The sequence below is a fragment of the Amycolatopsis magusensis genome, assembly GCF_017875555.1.
GTDB classification, from domain to species: Bacteria; Actinomycetota; Actinomycetes; order Mycobacteriales; family Pseudonocardiaceae; genus Amycolatopsis; species Amycolatopsis magusensis.
In genome coordinates this window covers 5,862,933-5,878,076 of the sequence record NZ_JAGGMS010000001.1, presented here as the reverse complement: position 1 = coordinate 5,878,076, position 15,144 = coordinate 5,862,933, and the positions used below count along the sequence as shown (strand labels likewise).

The window sequence follows — 15,144 nt, the reverse complement described above, 5'->3', positions numbered from 1 at the left end:
GCTCAAAATGCTCGGTGTGACACCCGTCGCCGCGGCGGGCCTGCTGTCAGCCGGCGCGACGGCACACGCCAACACCCCCGCGGACACCGCCGGCGACACACTCGCGGCCAGGATCGCCGAGATCACCGGCCGGCCCGAGTTCACCGGCGCCCACTGGGGCATGCGGTTCCAGCTGGCCGGGGCCGACCCCGTCTACAGCATGAACCCGACACAACAGTTCGTCGCCGGCTCCGCGTTCAAGGTGTTCGTCGCCGGCTCTGCCTTCGCCGCGCTCGGCGCCGACCGCCGGTTCCTCACGACCGTCCACCGCACCGGCCCGGTGGACAGGGGCGTGCTGAAGGGGGACCTGGTGCTGGTGGCCGGTGGCGACCTGATGCTGGGACCGAGGATCCAGCCGGACGGCTCGCTGGCGCTGCCGGTGCCCGACCACACCTACGGCAACGCGAGCGAACCGGTGCCGGGAGACCCGCTGCGGCAATTGAGACAACTGGCCCGGCAGGTGGCCCGCCGCGGGGTCCGGCACGTCGAGGGCCGGGTGCTCGTGGACGCCTCGCTGTTCCGGCAGGGCACCGCGGCTATCGCGAACGGAGGCATCACCATTCCGGTCTCGCCCATGATGATCAACGACAACATCATCGACGTGGTGGTGACCCCGGCTGGACAGCTGGGCGCACCGGGCGGGCTGCGTATCTCGCCGGACATCGCGTTCTTGACCGTCGTCAACGAAACCACGACGGTCGCCAGGCCCACTCGGCGGTTGACGTTCACCGAGGTCTCGACGGCACCGGACGGCTCGCGCACCGTGCGGCTCACCGGCGACGTGGGGCTCGGCGGCATGTCGGTCGTGGCTCCGTACTACCTGCCCGATCCGGTCCGCTTCGCCGAGGTCGCCTTCAGCCTGGCGCTGCGCGAGGCAGGGGTCGACGTGGCGGAGGCACCGCGCACCTCGGGCGGCAGAGGTTGGGCACAGGTAGCCGAGTACTCCTCGCCGCCGCTGACCGAGCAGGTGAAGGGCATGCTCAAGGTCAGCTCCAACCCACACACCGCCTACTGGCCCTACCTTGTCGGCGCGATCGCCGGTCGTGACCCCGAGACCCCGAAGGCCACGGGTGAGCGGTACCAGCGGGAGATCTTCGAGAAGGCCGGCGTCGACCCGGACGAGCCGGTGGACGAGAAGTACACAGCGGACTTCTTCGTCCAGTTCCTCACCTACATGGCGCGGCAGCGGTATTTCACCACCTACCGCGATGCGATGCCGATCATGGGGCGGGACGGGTCGATCGCCCACGTCCTGCCCGACTCGCCCGCCGCCGGCCGGGTCTTCGCCAAGACCGGCACTGCCAGCCAGGGCCAGGTACTCAACAAAGCACTGGCCGGCTACGTCGTGCTGCCCGACGGCAGGTTGGTCGTGTTCGCACAGTTCATGAACAAGCCTGTCGGCTCCCTCGCCGAGGCGATGTCGTTGCAAGGCGTCATCGAGACCGCGCAGGGCGAGATCGCCGCAGCCGTCTACGACTCGCTCACCCGCTGAAAGGAACACCCGTGTCCACCGTTTCTTCACGACGATCGATTCTCGGTCTGCTCGGCGCCGCACCGGTCGCCGTAGCCGGCCTGCTCGCCACGGCCGGCACCGGCGACGCGGGGGAAGCGGGGCACCGGCCACCGCCTGACCTCCTGCCGGGCGGGCGCTTCGACCGGTTCGTCGCCGACCGCGCCGCCGCCGGCGAGTTCTCCGGCACCGTTCTGGTGGCCCACCAGGGCAAGCCGGTGCTGACGAGGTCCCACGGCATGGCTGACGAGGCCCGGGGCGTCGACAACGACACGAACACGAGCTTCGACCTCGCGTCCATGACGAAGTCGTTCACCGCGGTGGCCGTCGCACGGCTCGTACAGGAGGGCAAGCTTTCATTCCACGAACCACTCGGCGCCTACCTTGGCGGGTTCCCGACCGACGTCGCCAGGGTTACGGTGCACCAACTGCTCACCCACACCTCGGGCGTGGGCCGGCCGGGCCAGACCAACCAACGCCCGCCCGGCGAGGAGGAGTGGGACAGCGAGGACGACATCTGGCAAGGCATGTCGGCCTACCTGCGCACGCTGCCGCTGCGGTTCACCCCGGGCACCCAGTACAGCTACAGCAACGATGGCTACTTCGTCCTCGGCGCGATCGTCGCCGCGGCGTCGGGCCAGTCCTACTACGACTACGTGCGCCAGCACGTGTTCACCCCCGCCGTCCTCACCGACACCGACTTCTACACCAGGCCGACGGTGGTCGCGGACCGCGGCATCGCCCACGGCTACGCGACCCAGCCCTCCGGTGAGCGGGTGGACATCACGAATACACCCTGGCTCCCCTACATCGGAAGCCCGTACCACGGCGCGTTCTCCTCCGCGCCCGACATACTCCGCTTCGCGATCGCCTTGCACGACAACCGGTTGCTCAGCCCCGCATTCACCCGGCTCGTCACCAGCGGCAAGCACGCGCTCAGCCCGGTTGACAAGCCGCCCGTGGATGGCGAACTCCAGTTCTACGGCTACGGCCACAACGAGGCCATCACCGCGACCCGCCGCGTCGTCGGGCACTCCGGTAGCGGCCCCGGCCGGGCGACGAACCTGGACGTGTTCCCGGACACCGGTTGGGTAGTGGTGATTCTCAGCAACCGGGACACCACGATCAAGCCGATCGTGGCCCTGAGTCGACAACTGGCCACGTCGAGGTGAGCCAGGGGTTCGCAATGCGTGCCGAAGCACCGGGCGCCCGGGCGGCAGAACTCGCGGTAGTCGCTGTGGCTGAGCCTGGGAAACGAGGAAGGCCGGTGCTCCAAACGCGTTCGCTCCGGATCAGTACTGACACGGCACTCGTGTGACTCTATCTTCGAGAGAGCTTCGACGTTATCCACGTAGTGAGCTAATATGACCGCTTACCCGAGCACGTAAGCGCTTGATAGCGCGGATAGTATTTTCGGCTCGGAAAAACTCGCCAGCGCGTGGGAGGTCGTCGATGGGTCCGCCGAACTCGAGGCCGTCGCGGTTGAACCCGCACTGGCGCCCGACTTCCGCGTGGCGGACCGATCAAGCCACGCGACCAGGTCGCGCGGCCTGCCAAGGCGCCAGCTGGCTACCGGCACCCCGCGCCATCCCGTCGATGACGTTGCCGCCTCGCTGATCGCGGCATTCGCTGCTCCGGCCAGGTTGCTCGCCGGGGCTGAGGACGTCGGCGATCCGATTGCGGTGCTGCCCCGTGCTGCTCCACTCCCTCTGGCGCCGCAAACTGCCCACGATCCGGACCGGCCGCTGCACGCGGACATCGTGGTCACGACCGAGGTGGCTTGCTGACGTCGGCCGGGGTGATTCTTGCGGGCCGGGGACTGAGCTGCGTCCGACGGTGATGAGCACCTCGCGTCGTCCGCGGAGCAGGTGGTGCTGGCCGGGCACCTCATAGCGTCTGCGGACTTCTCGGTCCTGGACATCGTCAGCCTGCCATTGATGAACCGTTCGGCTTTTGGACGCTGAATACAGCGGTCGTCGCATAGGCCGAGCGGGGGGCGCGATCACCTCGTAGACGTACAGACTTCGCACTTTCTACTTGCGGTGCGGGCCTACCAGCTGGACCCGGACGTGCGCTTCGTGACGGTCGTGCACGCGGTGCGCCGGTCATGCGGTGTCGGCTTGGAGCGCCGGAGTAACCGGGCGGCGTGCGTCGAGGACGGCGGGGACGGTGGCGATGACGGCGACCAGCAGCGCCAGTCCGGCGGCCGCGGTCACCAGCCACCACACCGGTGGCGCGACCGTCTTGGGACCGGCCGTGAACACCCAGAGCAGTCCGGCACCGAGGGGCACTCCGGTGACGGCCCCGCCCAGCGCGGCGGGGAGTTGCGCGACGGTCAGCGCGCCGGTGACCTGGCCGGGGGTGGCGCCGAAAGCCCTGGCCACGGCCAGCGACCGCCGTGCGTCCTGGGCCGTGGACCAGGTGATGACGCTCGTGTTGATCACGGCCAGCAAGAGCAGCGCCGCGGTGACGGCCAGTACCGTGCGGTCCGTCTGGTCGCCGCGCAGACTGGTCAGGGTAATCCCGCCCAGATCGTAGCCCTTCACCGGTTGTGCCCGCACTGCTAGCGCGGCACCGATCGCGACGCCGGAGGTGGCGATGCTGGCGGCGCCGAGAACAGCCCGGCGTGGCCGGCGCGCGACCAGGCGCAGGCCGAGCAGCAGCGGCACGGGCAGCCGCCCCGCCAGCGAGGTGAGGCCGGGCGAATGGTCGGCGGGGCGCGCGGTCGACGACATTGTGGACAAGGCGGGGACCGTGGCGGTGCGGGCCGCGCGCACGGACGGTCCGGCCGTGCTCGACAACGCGACCAGCAAAGCCAGCGCCAGTACCGGCAGCACGGTGCTGGCGCTGAGCGGGGTGTCGGCGTCCAGCAGGCTGGCGCTGGGACCGGCCAGTACGGGTGTGACGAGCCGGCCGGCAGCCAGCCCGAGCCCGGCCGCGCCCAGCCCGAGGACCAGGTATTCGGCGAGCAGCACCGTGGTGACCACGCCGGGTGTGGCGCCGACGGCCTTGAGCAGGCCGACCCGGCGGGTCTGTGCGGCGGCCCGTGTCACGGCCAGGACAGTCGCCCCGGCCACCGCGGACATCGCGAGCAGCCAGCCGCCGACGATGAGCGCCGGCTCGGTGTCCCTGAACACCCGCGCGTCTTGGGCGGAAATGTCCTGCCAGGCCCGCAGGTGCAGGCGCGCGGCGTCGTCGTGGTCGAAAGAACGCGCGAACGCCGGTGCATCGGCGGGATCCGCCAAGCGCAGGTGCGTCGTGTACGCGGGCGCGAACTGCGGGGAGGACACCGCACGTACGTCGGTTTCGGACAACCACACCAGGCCGCTGTAGTCACTCGGCCCGCCGTAAGGACCGGTGCCTCCGGCTCCCGGGTAGACGCTGTGGGCGGCAGTCACGGCGATTCCGGCCACCGGGAAATCCCGGTCGGCCACGGTGATCCGGTCGCCCGTGCGCACGCCGAGCGCCTCGGCGAAACCCCGTTCGACCACCACCTCGCCCTCGCTCAGCCAACTCCCCGCGGTCACCAGCGGACGGTCGAGTGCGGACGGTGTGGTTTCGCGGCCCTCGACCACCACCCGGGCCTGCTGACCGTGCACCGTCACCGACGCGTAGAGGAACACGTGGGGTCCACTTCGGACGGTCACCTCCGGTGTTCGAGCCACCTTCTCGAGGGCGGCCAGCGCCTCCGGGCTGTCGTCCTCGGTCTGGGCCACCACATCCGGCCCGGCGGTGGCCGCGCGGGTCTGCTCGTAACGCAGGCCGGTCACGTCGGCCACGGACAGGCCCACCGCCAGAGCCGTGGCGGCGATACCGACCGTGAACAGGAAGAGGCTCGCCTGCACGGGGCGCCGGCGCAGGTCGGCGAAGGCCAACCGGCACACCAACAGCATTCGTCCCACGCCTCAACCGCCCAGATTCAGCAGTCCGGCGCGCCTGCCCACCGGCGCGGCGGGCATCCGGAGGTCGTCGACGAACGCGCCGTCGCGCATGGTGATCAGGCGGTCGGCCAGGGCGGCGATGCGCTCGTCGTGCGTGACGATCACCAGCGTCTGCCCCGCCGTGCGTAGCTCTTCGAACAACCGCAGCAGCGTGCGGGTGGCGGCGCTGTCGAGGTTGCCGGTCGGCTCGTCGGCCAACAGCACCAGCGGCTCGTTGACCAATGCCCGCGCGACCGCGACTCGCTGCCGCTCACCGCCCGACATCGCGGACGGCAGGTGCCTGGCCCGTTTCGCCAGCCCGACGCGGTCCAGCAACTGGTCCGCCCGCCGCCTGGCAGCCCACGGTGACGCACCGGCCAGCAGCGCCGGCAACTCGACGTTCTGCACCGCCGACAGTTCCTCCATGAGGTGGAACGCCTGGAACACGAAACTCACCGAACGGCGGCGCATCCGGGCCAACGCGCGCTCACCGAGCCCGTCGATGCGCTTGCCGCCCAGCCACAACGCCCCAGCCGTGGCGCGTTCCAGCCCGCCGAGCAAGTGCAGCAGTGTGGATTTCCCACAGCCGCTGGGCCCCATGATCGCCAGTGCCTGCCCGGCAGGCATGTCCAGGCTGACTTCGTCGACCGCACGCACCAGCGCGGACCCAGCACCGTGCGTCTTGCACAACCGGCGTGCCTGCAAAGCGAAACGCTCGCGGTTCACCCGTTCTCCCTCCGCGGCGCCCACGTCCGCTCGCACGTCTCGAGCCACCGCAGATCGGCCCGCAACCGCAGCACGACGCCTTCCAGCAACAGCCCGGCCACCGAGTCATCGGGCTCAGCCAGTGCCGCTCGTTGCGCGTCTCGCAACCGGCGCAGCAGTTCACGGCGCTGCGCATCGATCAGCGCCAGCGGATCCGCGAGCCGCGCCGCCGCGGCGGCCACCAGTTTGAGGTGGAACTCCGTCAGGTCCGGCTTGGGCCAGCTCACCTCGGCCACCCAGTCCGCGACGCGCCGCTGCCCGGCCGCGGTGAGCGCGTAGGTCTTGCGGTCCGGCCGGTCCGGCAGACCGGGTACCCGCTCAGCCGACACCAGACCGGCCTTTTCCAACCGGGTCAGCGTCACGTACACCTGCCCGGCGTTCAGCGACTCACTCAGCGGACCGAGCGCCTCCCGCAAACGCACACCCAGCTGGTAGCCGTGCGCGGGCTCCTTGGCCAGCAGCGCCAGCACCACGTCCCGCACCCACCTACCCCCTAACGGTTAGGCATATATCTATCGGTTAGCCATAGAAGTGTCAAGTCGGTGGCCGGCCGACCACGCCCAGCCGTACCGGCTGCTGCGACAGGGGCTCGCGGTCATGCCTGGCCGCGGAGGCAGGTCTTGCGAGGTTTCCAGCGCCGACTTCAGCCGCCGAGCAGCCGGCGTCCTGAACAAGATGCTGATCGACCAGGCCGTTGCAGCGGCGGGTGGACGCCGCTGACGTGCCGTTGCGCTTGATTGACGACTGCGGGCAGCCTCACCGCGTGATGCGTGGCCGCCAGGCAGATCTCGCTGTGCCGGATCAGGTCCTGAGCGGCCAGAGGACGGACCGGGCCCCCTGTGCGGGGCCGGATGACTCCGGCGATCACCAACTGTGTGGTGGACCAGGTTTGCCGAGCGCGCCCGAACACCCGCACGAAAAACGTGACGGTCGGCTGGCTGCGCTGTCGGTGCATTTCTTCGCTTTCGACTTGCTCGTACTCGAAGGTCAGTTCCTGGAGTCGCCCTACAGCGACGCCGGGACCGCGTCGACCAGCTCGCCCCCCGGCCGGGCGCGTGGTGATCCCGTTCAGCTACCCGGCGCATGGACGGCGCATGCAGGGCGTGATCGCAATGGAGGCCGCTCCCGCTCGGACAACGCTCGCCGGACTGGAAAGCAGACGGTGTTCTACAGCCAGAAGAACATTGTCGTCGCCTTGCGCCCGGATGCGGCTGCCACAGCGACACCGTCAGCGCTTGCTGCTGGGCGAATGCCACCGGCGACGTGGGACTACATCCGGCACCGGCTCCACCGAAGCCATCCTGTCCGTCCTATTCGGCCGCACGCACCCCGTTCGAGCCTTCCACGACCTTGACCGGCGAACGCCGCCGCGTGCCGCACGAACGCGGCCCCTGGTTCAGACTTGCCGGTCGCGGTGTGCACTGGAACGTCAGTGCGACGTCAGAGCCGACAGCGGTTGGCTTGTTTCCCGTTTTTCGGCCAGCCGTCTGCTCGAACGCCACTCCGCTGCTTCGGGCTCCTGCACGTATTCGACGAGATTGTCCCGAAGGCCCATCTCTTCGAGGATGGCGAGCAGCTCGAGCGGAGAAGCATAGAAGAACTCACGCCGAAGGTTCACCCGGTTGACTCGTTGATCCTTGAGACGCTGGTGCAACTTCGCCTCGAGGCTCACCGCATCGGCGTCGAAAATCACCGCGTGGACATCGAACCGGAAAGGAACCGACGCGTCACCGAGTTCCCGAACTCTCTCGAGCGGGTCGAGCCGCCGAGTCAATCCCACCTTCACCACCCCGTTCCCGAACGAGCCGATGTTGGAGATGACGTAGACCCAGCCAGTGCGAACGTTCGCCTCGCGTTCTTCGACTCCCTTGATGGCCTCACCGATCTCGGCCAGCTTGACCTGCGCCTCGGATGCCTTCACATCGTCACCCGCATCAACCCACTTCCGCATCGCGGTCTGCCACTGGGTCTGCTCTTTGCCCAGCCGAGCCTTTTCCCGTTCGAACTCCCGCATGGCCTGCTGCTCGTCGCGCTGCCGTTCCCGCTCCGCCCTGATCCGTTCCTTCTCCTCCTCGGCCTTCGCGAGGTGGTCGGCGGTCAGTTCGAGCTCCTTGACCCTGAGCCGGTGGTAGCGGTCGGCGATGTTGATGTTCATGGTCCGGCCCAGCCGTGAGATTATGTTCCGAGTCTTGTCGAGGCGATCTTTGGCTGACTCAAGGCGAAACGGACGCATTGATCTGACACAGTTGTCGGCTTCGGTGTTGTAAGCACGTAACATCAGCTTGGAGAAGTCACGCACCATCTTCTGCCCTTCGACCGAGGAGTTGTTGACCGTCCAGTTCGTGCTCGCTGTTATGGCGTTATTGTTCCTCGCCGCAACCTTGATCGCGTCCCGCAGTTTCTGCAAAGCGGCCTTGTACGCCACAGCGTTGGCAAGGCGGTGGCGATATTCGTAGATGCCAGCCTCCTGAAGCAGCGCGAGGTCCTCCGTCTCAACGATTTCGCCACGAACCTGCTCGAGGGTCGCCCGCGCCTGTTCGATCTTCTGGCTGACTCCAGCGAGCTGTTCCGCTGCCTCTGCCTGCTGCCTCTCCTCGGTAACTCGGCGCCTCCGGATCTCACCTTCCAACTGCCCCAGGGCTTGACGCATGTCGTTGAGCTCCTGCTCCAGTGTCAGAGCATCCTTACCGCGGAGCGTCCGATAGCTAGAGTCGAGATCACGTACCTGTCCTGCCAGTGTCTCGTTGTGCGCGAGCGCCTCTTTCAACCGGTGCGCCAGCCCATCAGCCCGACGGTCTGCCACTTGAGCCGCGCCGGACAGTTCATGGTTCCGGCTGTGAGCCGTCGCAAGCTCCACTTCGGCTTGCCGAAGTCGTTTCCGCGCGCCGAACAGACCGGGAGATCCCTCACCCGGTTTCGGCGTGCGGGAGAGACCGGGTACCTGTCCTGCTTCTCCAGGAACCCACAACTGCCAGTTTTCCGGGGGCGCGGGCCACTCGGCCGGGGGATGCCAGCCTGGTGGTGGCACCCAGCCGGCAGGAAGGTTCGGCCAGTTCGGCGGCGGGTTGAACCGATATTCCATGCCCAAGCCTCCTATCCCTTTGATCTTGGTCAGAAGTCGCAGCCCCGCAGGCAGGCGTTACGCCCGTGCTGGGAGCCACATCCGAACGCCACCGTTCCGAGACAATCGCGTCACCGAAGGCAAGCGCAGAATGTTTCGCTCTGCTCTCAACAAGGAGGGCTTCACTCCGGAGTTCGCGTCATCGCGCTAACCTGAATCGGCCCTCGGCCAACGTCACACCCGGAGTCCCTCCAGACACGCCGAGGGCGTCGCCGGCTTCCCAAGCGGTCACCCCGGTCAGTCCGATGCGAGATGGCCGGCGTGACGAAGGAGCACCGGGAAGACCGCCTGCCTGAACCAACATGACTTCGCGGGTGATCAGCTCGCCCAGTGCTGGTGAACGGGTTCATCGCGCTGGGACGGCAAGGCCCGAGCCAGCAGCGCGACGATCAGCATCAGCACAGCGATCACGAGGAACGCACGGCCGTAGGCGCTCGCCAGCGCTGCCGGGGTGGCACCGCCGCCACTGGCGATGGTCACCAGCACGGCGAGGCCGAGCGCACCGCCGACCTGCTTGGTGGTGTTCATCAGCCCGGACGCGGCTCCGCTGTCGGCAGCGTCGACCCCCGAGGTGACCAGCGTGGTGATCGGCGTGTTGAGCAGTCCGCTGCCGACGGAGAACACGAGCGCCGGGCCGAAGACCCCGGCCAGGTAGCCGCTGCCCGGGATGAGCAGGCTTTGCCAGGCGAATCCGGCCGCTGCCAGTACCGCACCGATCGCGATGAGGGTCCGGCTGTCCATGCGCCGCATCAGCCACGGGGTGACGCGGGCGGCGACCACGACGGTGATTACGGTGTGCGGCAGGAACGCCAGCCCGGTCTGCAGCGGGCTGTAGTGCAGCACGTTCTGCATGGACAAGGTCAAGAAGAACCACATCGGGTTGAGGCAGGCCCCGGCCAGCAGCATCACCAGGTTGCCGAGGCTGATCGCGCGGGCCCGGAACAGGCGCAGCGGGATGATCGGCACGGTGGCGAAACGGGCTTCGACCAGCACGAAGACCGCCAGGGCCACGGCCGCCAACAGCAGGCTGACCACCGTGGCGGCAGCGTCCCAGCCCGCTGCGTGGGACTGCGTGATGCCGTAGGTCAGTGCGACCAGGCCCAGCGTGGCCAGCACCGCGCCGGCGATGTCGATCGGCACCCGTGCGGCGGGCTGGTCGCGGCCGGCCAGACAACGCAGGGCGAGCAGGATGGCCACGGCGCCGAGCGGGACGTTGATCAGCAGCGTGGAGCGCCACGTGAGGTACTCGGTGAGCACGCCACCGAGCAGGTTGCCCGCGGTCCCTCCGGCGATCCCGACCGCGGTCCACATCGCCAGCGCCCGGGTGCGCCGGGGGCCTTCGGGGAAGGTGCTGGTGAGCACCGTCAGCGTGGCCGGGGCGAGCACGGCAGCCCCGATGCCCTGCACCGCACGGGCGATGATGAGCAGCTGCGGCGTGTTCGCCAGCCCACCGGCGAGGCTCGCGCCGGTGAACAAGGCGAGTCCGGCGAGGAAGACCCGCTTTCGGCCGTAGAGGTCGGCGAGGCGGCCGCCGAGCAGGAGCAGTCCCGCGAACGTCAGCGCGTAGGCGTTGACCACCCATTGCTGCCCCGTTTCATCCAGCCCGAGAGCTCGTTGGATGGAGGGCAGCGCGACGTTGACGACCGAAATGTCCAGCACGACCATGAACTGCGCCGCGCAGGCGAGCACTAGGACCACCATCGACCCTCCATCTTGATACAGCCGTATCATATACGCTTGTATCATAAAGGAGGGAGTTGCTGTGCCCAGGACGGTGGACCACGAGCAGCGCCGGGAAGAGATCGCTACGGCGCTGGTGCGCGTCGCCGCGCGGGACGGGCTGCACGCGGTCACGATGCGGGCGGTGGCCGCGGAAGCGAACGTGTCACTGCGGCTGGTGCAGTACTACTTCACGTCCAAGGCGCAGTTGATGCTGGGCGCGCTGCGTCACCTGGAACGGCGAAGCCGTCAACGCTGGGCTGTACGGGTCGCGGCGTTGCCGGACCCGGTGCCACCGAGGCTGTTCGTCGAGGCCTTCTTCGCCGAGGCCCTGCCGACCGACGAGCAGAGCCGGACCTTCCATCTGCTCGGCAGTTCCTACGCGGCGCTGGCGATGACCGACGCCACGCTAGCCGCGGAACCCTTCATCGCCAACGTCGACAGCCTGGAACACCAGCTGGCCGAAGCGCTGGAGCGAGCCCGAGCCGACGGCGACATCGCGCCGGACGCGGATGTCGCCGTCGAAGCAGCCCACCTGGTCGCGCTCAGCCACGGGCTGAGCACCGGCGTACTGCTCGGGCAGCGGGACACCGAGGAGGCGATGGCGATCGTCCGCAGCCACCTCGACGCCCTTTTCACCGGACGGGCCGTCAGTGGCTGGCGGTCAGCTCTCCGGTGAGCTTGCCGTGCATGACCGCGCTGTGCTTGTTCAAGCCCACGATCTCGACGGTCTTGCCGCGTGACTCGTACTTGGTGGTGATCGCGTCGAGGGAGGCGACGGTGGAGGCGTCCCAGATGTGGGCATCGGTGAGGTCGATGACCACGCTGTCCGGATCGTTCGCGTAGTCGAACTGATAGACCAGGTCGTTGCTGGAGGCGAAGAACAGCTCACCGGTGACCGTGTAGACCACCTGGCCGCCGTCGGGATCGGATAGCAGTTCGCCATTGCGGCTCAGCCCGCGCGGTAGACGCTCGGGCTCACCCCGCGGACCCGTTTGAATGCCGAACTGAAGGCGAAACCGTCGGCGTAGCCGACCTGGCTCGCCACCGACGTACCCTGCCTGCGCAGCAGGTCGGCGGCCAGCGTCATCCGCCAGCCGGTCAAGTAGGCCAGGGACGGCTCGCCGACCAGCGCGGTGAACCGGCGGGCGAACGCCGCCCTGGACGCCCCGGCAACCTTGGCCAGGGTGAGCACCGTCCACGGACGGCCCGGCTCCGCGTGCATAGCCCGCAGCACCGGCCCGATCATCAGGTCGCCGAGCGCGGAGAACCACGCGGGCGGCTCGGTGGCCTCGTGGGCGAATCAGGCCCGCAGCGTGCACACCAGGAGAAGATCCAGTAGCCGGTCAGGACGACCTGCTGCCCGGGTTCGAGCGAGTAACCGCTCGGTCATCCGGCCCATCGAGCTCACCAGCCTAGACAACGTGCTGAAGCTCTACTACACCATCGAGGAAGCGCTGCGCCCCGGGTTCCTGCCCTTGACCACAAGCAGCACCCATCCTCGATACCCGTGGGCGACGGCATCCACATCGAGGTACATCGAGTGCATCAGGCAATAAAGTGGGCGACGGAACAGTTCGAGCCATTTCCTGCGACAGCACAAACACGCTCTCAAGCATTGACGCTGACTGTTCAGCTGCACGCGGCCGAGAAGTCGATCAACGTCGGGACCGTGCGCCATCTAATCCATATTCGGCAAGAGAAACTCGTCGATATGGCACCCCGTGGACGTGTCGATACGAATCACTGGAAAACTGTACCGGAAGCTACCTGCCGCCTGCGGCATTTTATGTACGCAGACGTTTTCGCCATCGAGCGTTGGGTAGCTTGTTCGCCATCCCCAGAGGTGCACACGAGTCACCTTGCCACGGCCTGCGATGCGCCCCTCGTTGCTGAAGATCGTCGGCGCAAGTTGTGGACTCGGAGCTCCGGCAACGGGTGTCGGGATCGCAGCGCTGAGGTATTCGAAGGCCGGGACCGTTTCGCGGTCGCCGCCCTCGAATACCTTGATGGCCGCCAGTGTACGGTCCAGCGGCATCGCCAACAGGACCTCTTCGATCGCGGAGGCAAGGTGCTCGCCGGCCACTGCGCCAGACATCTCCGTGCGGAATTCCCGCAGCAGCCGGTCGCGTGCGTGAGCTGGCGGCAGCTCCTCGTCATCATCCGGGAATGCAACGAGCGACGCCTCGTTCCCAAAGAGATCGTCATCTTCTTGACGGCGCTTCGGAGGTGACGCCCGACCGGGCGCCTTATCGGGGTCTGTCTGGGCGTCGGGAGCCACAACCGTTTCGTACTCGGGGATCGCGGACCGTAGTACGGTTTAGACCAAGTCTCATGTGGTGGTTTTGCGGAGCTTTTTGAAGCAGGTCAGGGCGGCGGCGAGGGTGAGGAAGGCGAGGAAGTGGTTGGCGTTGGGTTCGTAGCGGATGGTGAGTCGTCGGTAACCGGTGAGCCAGGAGATTGTTCGTTCGATCACCCAGCGGTGTCGGCCGAGCTTCTCGCTGGTATCGATGCCTTTGCGGGCAATGCGCACCTGGATACCGCGCCGGTGAACCCAGGCACGCAAGTCAGCGTGGTCGTAGGCCTTGTCCGCGTGCAACTTGCCGGGCTTGCGGCGGCACGGTCCGCGACGGGATCGGATCGCAGGAATCGCCTTCACCCATGGCTTGAGCGCGTAGGCGTCGATGGTGTTCGCAGCCGAAACACCAACAACAAGGGGCAGCCCCGCCCCCTCGGACAGGACATGGATCTTCGAGCCGGGCTTGCCGCGGTCCACCGGACTCGGCCCGGTCAGCGATCCCCCCTTTTCGCCCGCACGGCGGCCGCATCGACGATGACGCGGGACCAGTCGATCAACCCGCAGCCACCCAGCTCGTCCAGTACCGCGTGATGAAGCTGGCGCCACAACCCAGCCTTGGTCCACTGACTGAAACGGCGATGCGCGGTCTGGAACGGCACTCCGAACGACCGCGGCAGATCCCGCCACGAACACCCACTGGTCAGCACATACACGACCGCGGTGAACACCGCACGAGCCGGAAGCGGCGCTGTCCCGCCACCCTGCGGACGAGCCCGGAACTCCGGAACCAACGGCTCGACCAGCGCCCACAACTCGTCCGGGACCAATCGCATAGACAACCGATCGACCACGGCCCAAGATCATGACGGCACGACCGTCAAACCCACGTGAGACACGGTCTTAGACCGCATCTCATTTGGGGTTGTCGTGGGTGAGAAGATCCAGCTTGACCGCTCGGCGGTAGCAGATCACTGCGCAGGCCAGCTGGGTGAAACCCAGGAAATGGACGGCCTTGCGCTCGTAGCGACGGGCCAGCCGCCGGAACCGGGAAACCCACTCCAAGGTCCGCTCGACGACGTACCGATGACGTCCCAGCCGTGTGGCCGACTCGATACCCCGGCGGGCGATCCGAGCAATGATGCCCCGCCGACGCAGCACCTTCCGGCAGGTCGCATAGTCGTAGCCCTTGTCCGCGTGCAGCTTGCGCGGCCGGCGCCGAGGCCGTCCGACCGGCCCGGCGACCGGCTCGACCGCATCGACCACCGCCTCGAACGTCAGGTGGTCGTTGCGGTTGGCCGCGGAGACGACCACCGACAGCGGGATGCCACCGCGATCGCTCATCGCGTGAATCTTCGAGCCCGGCTTGCCCCGGTCGACCGGACTGGGACCGGTCAGGTCCCCCCTTTTACCGCCCTGACCTGCATGGCGTCCACCGACGCCCGAGACCAGTCGATCGCTCCGGCAGAACCGAGCAGATCCAGCATCATCTGGTGCAGCCGGGCGAACACATCCGCCTCGACCCACTCCGTAAATCGGCGATGCGCCGTCGGAGCACTCACACCGAACGAGGCCGGCACCGCTGACCAGGCACAACCGGTCTGCAGCACGTACAAGATCGCGGCCAGCACCGCACGGTCGTCCAACCGGCGCCGACCCCCGCCCTGGTGGCGTTGCGGCGCATCGGGCAACAGCGAACACGCCAGCAGCCACAACGGCTCCGGACACCACTTCTCCACATCCGTCATCGCCGATCAACACTATCGCCCGCCCG

The 15,144-nt window shown here is 67.8% G+C and carries 12 protein-coding genes and 2 pseudogenes; 3 read left to right on the top strand and 11 right to left on the bottom strand.

From position 1 onward, the window contains the following. Nucleotides 1-7 precede the first annotated feature (7 nt). Both dacB and JOM49_RS26140 read left to right on the top strand, forming a co-directional pair. Entirely contained in the window at nt 8-1,531 is a 1,524-nt protein-coding gene (gene dacB / locus JOM49_RS26145) for a D-alanyl-D-alanine carboxypeptidase/D-alanyl-D-alanine endopeptidase (RefSeq protein ID WP_209666871.1), read from the top strand. A gap of 11 nt (nt 1,532-1,542) precedes the next feature. Further along, the gene (locus JOM49_RS26140) at nt 1,543-2,721 is read left to right on the top strand and encodes a serine hydrolase domain-containing protein (RefSeq protein WP_209666870.1); all 1,179 of its coding nucleotides are present in this window, start codon (nt 1,543-1,545) and stop codon (nt 2,719-2,721) included. Nucleotides 2,722-3,654: 933 nt separating this feature from the next. On the opposite strand, the gene JOM49_RS26135 is transcribed toward JOM49_RS26140, so the two are convergent. The 5 genes from JOM49_RS26135 to JOM49_RS26115 all read right to left on the bottom strand — a co-directional run bounded on the left by JOM49_RS26135 (nt 3,655) and on the right by JOM49_RS26115 (nt 11,056). Continuing rightward, on the bottom strand, nt 3,655-5,442 hold the full coding sequence (locus tag JOM49_RS26135) for an FtsX-like permease family protein (protein ID WP_308159069.1): 1,788 nt from the start codon (nt 5,440-5,442) through the stop codon (nt 3,655-3,657). Nucleotides 5,443-5,454: 12 nt separating this feature from the next. Then, on the bottom strand, nt 5,455-6,195 hold the full coding sequence (locus JOM49_RS26130) for an ABC transporter ATP-binding protein (RefSeq protein ID WP_308158873.1): 741 nt from the start codon (nt 6,193-6,195) through the stop codon (nt 5,455-5,457). Continuing rightward, nucleotides 6,192-6,716 carry a PadR family transcriptional regulator gene (locus JOM49_RS26125; RefSeq protein WP_209666867.1) on the bottom strand — a complete coding sequence of 175 codons (525 nt, stop codon included), beginning with the start codon at nt 6,714-6,716 and terminating at the stop codon, nt 6,192-6,194. The genes JOM49_RS26130 and JOM49_RS26125 overlap by 4 nt, the downstream gene beginning before the upstream one ends. A gap of 947 nt (nt 6,717-7,663) precedes the next feature. Continuing rightward, entirely contained in the window at nt 7,664-9,316 is a 1,653-nt protein-coding gene (locus tag JOM49_RS26120; protein WP_245369478.1) for an SNIPE associated domain-containing protein, read from the bottom strand. Between the two features lie 357 nt (nt 9,317-9,673). After that, the gene (locus JOM49_RS26115; protein WP_209666866.1) at nt 9,674-11,056 is read right to left on the bottom strand and encodes an MFS transporter; all 1,383 of its coding nucleotides are present in this window, start codon (nt 11,054-11,056) and stop codon (nt 9,674-9,676) included. A 61-nt stretch (nt 11,057-11,117) separates the two neighbouring features. Between JOM49_RS26115 and JOM49_RS26110 the strand changes: the two genes are divergently transcribed. Beyond that, nucleotides 11,118-11,753: a TetR/AcrR family transcriptional regulator gene (locus JOM49_RS26110; RefSeq protein WP_209666865.1), complete on the top strand. Its 636-nt coding sequence runs from the start codon at nt 11,118-11,120 to the stop codon at nt 11,751-11,753. Here JOM49_RS26110 and JOM49_RS43295 read toward each other — a convergent pair. The 6 genes and pseudogenes from JOM49_RS43295 to JOM49_RS26090 form a co-directional block, all read right to left on the bottom strand. Beyond that, a pseudogene (locus tag JOM49_RS43295) lies at nt 11,725-12,009 on the bottom strand (STAS domain-containing protein); the annotation flags it as partial. The gene JOM49_RS26110 and the pseudogene JOM49_RS43295 overlap by 29 nt on opposite strands. A gap of 17 nt (nt 12,010-12,026) precedes the next feature. After that, nucleotides 12,027-12,445 (bottom strand): annotated as a pseudogene (locus tag JOM49_RS43290) (helix-turn-helix transcriptional regulator); the annotation flags it as partial. Between the two features lie 310 nt (nt 12,446-12,755). Then, entirely contained in the window at nt 12,756-13,355 is a 600-nt protein-coding gene (locus tag JOM49_RS26100) for a hypothetical protein (protein ID WP_209666863.1), read from the bottom strand. A 51-nt stretch (nt 13,356-13,406) separates the two neighbouring features. Further along, a complete protein-coding gene (locus JOM49_RS43285) occupies nt 13,407-13,979 on the bottom strand; it encodes an IS5 family transposase (protein ID WP_308158872.1) in 573 nt (190 codons plus the stop codon). Next, nucleotides 13,865-14,224, bottom strand: a complete 360-nt coding sequence (locus tag JOM49_RS43280) for a transposase (RefSeq protein WP_308158871.1) — start codon at nt 14,222-14,224, stop codon at nt 13,865-13,867. Before JOM49_RS43280 ends, JOM49_RS43285 begins: the two co-directional genes overlap by 115 nt. Before the next feature lie 61 nt (nt 14,225-14,285). Next, nucleotides 14,286-15,118, bottom strand: a protein-coding gene (locus tag JOM49_RS26090) for an IS5 family transposase (protein WP_245369318.1) whose coding sequence is annotated in 2 segments (ribosomal slippage) — nt 14,286-14,782 and nt 14,782-15,118 — 834 coding nt in all. Because the reading frame shifts where the segments join, the coding sequence is not laid out codon by codon here. Nucleotides 15,119-15,144 lie beyond the last annotated feature (26 nt).

Excerpts from the sequence above, each read along its gene's own strand:
- dacB (WP_209666871.1), top strand. The coding sequence starts at position 8 with ATGCTCGGTGTGACACCCGTCGCCGCGGCGGGCCTGCTGTCAGCCGGC.
- JOM49_RS26135 (WP_308159069.1), bottom strand. The coding sequence starts at position 5,442 with ATGCTGTTGGTGTGCCGGTTGGCCTTCGCCGACCTGCGCCGGCGCCCC.
- JOM49_RS26120 (WP_245369478.1), bottom strand. The coding sequence starts at position 9,316 with ATGGAATATCGGTTCAACCCGCCGCCGAACTGGCCGAACCTTCCTGCC.
- JOM49_RS26115 (WP_209666866.1), bottom strand. The coding sequence starts at position 11,056 with ATGGTGGTCCTAGTGCTCGCCTGCGCGGCGCAGTTCATGGTCGTGCTG.